Consider the following 1,034-nt stretch of genomic DNA (forward strand, 5'->3'; position numbering starts at 1 on the left):
CCTGGGACGGCCGCGAGGGCCCCGCGCACCGCGTCGGCGACCGCGGCGACCGAGCCCTCGGGGGCGGTGATCACGAGCCGGGAGAAGGGGTAGGCCTCGACGAGGCCTACCGCCGCCCGGGCGACCAGCGGTACGCCGTCGACCTCGACCAGAGCCTTCGGCAAGGGGCTGCCGAGGCGCAGGCCGCTGCCGGCGGCCGTCAGGACGGCGACCACGGGCGCCACGACCTGCTGCTCCCGGGGTCGGTCCATCAGAGGGGCTCCTGCGGCTGCGGCGAGGCAGCCGTCGAGATCAGGAGGCCAGGACCTCGTCGAGGATGGCCTCGGCCTTCTCCTCCTCGGTGTGCTCGGCCAGGGCGAGCTCCGAGACGAGGATCTGACGGGCCTTGGCCAGCATGCGCTTCTCGCCGGCCGAGAGGCCGCGGTCCGCGTCACGACGCGAGAGGTCGCGGACGACCTCGGCGACCTTGATGACGTCGCCCGAGGCCAGCTTCTCGAGGTTGGCCTTGTAGCGGCGCGACCAGTTGGTCGGCTCCTCGGTGTACGGGGCACGCAGGACGTCGAAGACCTTCTCGAGCCCCTCCTGCCCGACGACGTCGCGGACACCCACGAGGTCGACGTTCTCCGCGGGCACCTCGATGGTCAGGTCTCCCTGCGCCACCTTGAGCTTGAGGTACATCTTGTCCTCGCCACGGATGGTCCTGGTCTTGATCTCTTCGATCAGCGCTGCCCCGTGGTGCGGGTAGACAACGGTCTCGCCTACGGTGAAGGTCATGTGGAGGCGTCCCCTTTCGCGGATGCCCATGTTAACACGCCTTGACCGTGCACCGACCTGCCCGGACCCCTGTTTGTGCAGGTCAGCGCCCGGTCACGGACCAGGGGCACGCGCGCGCGAGGACGCACTAGGCTGGGGCACCGTCCCAGCGCCCTTCCCAGACGCGTCCCAGGAGCTCTCCGTGGCCAGCCCGCAGCACCGCCGTCCCGCCCTCGCCCGCCGCCGTCCCGGGCTGCGTCGCGCCGCCTCGGTCGGCCTCG

General features: G+C 71.7%; 2 protein-coding genes. Both read right to left on the minus strand.

Annotated elements, in window-relative coordinates; genetic code table 11:
• A partial coding sequence (locus L0B03_RS18340; protein WP_250448508.1) for an NTP transferase domain-containing protein occupies window positions 1-251 on the minus strand: 251 nt, incomplete at its 3' end.
• Between the two features lie 40 nt (window positions 252-291).
• Window positions 292-774 carry a CarD family transcriptional regulator gene (locus L0B03_RS18345; RefSeq protein ID WP_208056643.1) on the minus strand — a complete coding sequence of 161 codons (483 nt, stop codon included), beginning with the start codon at window positions 772-774 and terminating at the stop codon, window positions 292-294.
• Between the last annotated feature and the right edge of the window lie 260 nt (window positions 775-1,034).

This window comes from Actinotalea sp. C106 (assembly GCF_023630195.1).
Taxonomy (GTDB): domain Bacteria; phylum Actinomycetota; class Actinomycetes; order Actinomycetales; family Cellulomonadaceae; genus Actinotalea.

Excerpts from the sequence above, each read along its gene's own strand:
- L0B03_RS18345 (WP_208056643.1), bottom strand. The coding sequence starts at position 774 with ATGACCTTCACCGTAGGCGAGACCGTTGTCTACCCGCACCACGGGGCA.